This is a genomic window from Corallococcus sp. CA049B (assembly GCF_003611685.1).
Classification (GTDB): domain Bacteria; phylum Myxococcota; class Myxococcia; order Myxococcales; family Myxococcaceae; genus Corallococcus; species Corallococcus coralloides.
Genome location: NZ_RAWC01000486.1, coordinates 1 through 414 on the forward strand (window position 1 = coordinate 1; position 414 = coordinate 414).

General features: G+C 31.9%; 1 protein-coding gene. It reads left to right on the plus strand.

Translation table 11 applies throughout. The features are described 5' to 3' along the window. Window positions 1-76: 76 nt before the first annotated feature. Window positions 77-414 (plus strand): hypothetical protein (locus tag D7W82_RS39850; protein WP_233588222.1); only part of this gene is annotated, 338 nt, incomplete at its 3' end.

Consider the following 414-nt stretch of genomic DNA (forward strand, 5'->3'; position numbering starts at 1 on the left):
GGATATTATTAATGTAAATGTACTTATTAACTCTACACTTACTGAAATTACACCTGCGTATCAAAGGATTAAATATGTGAACGAAAAATTTGAGGAATTAACTTTTGCTACAGAAACTAGTTCAAAAGTAAAAAAGGATGGCTCTCCTGCAGATATTCTTGATGAGTTAACTGAGTTAACTGAACTAGCGAAAAGTGTGACAAAAAATGATGTGGATGGTTTTGAATTTTACCTTAATACATTCCACGATGTAATGGTAGGAAATAATTTATTCGGGCGTTCAGCTTTAAAAACTGCATCGGAATTAATTACTAAAGAAAATGTGAAAACAAGTGGCAGTGAGGTCGGAAATGTTTATAACTTCTTAATTGTATTAACAGCTCTGCAAGCAAAAGCTTTTCTTACTTTAACAAC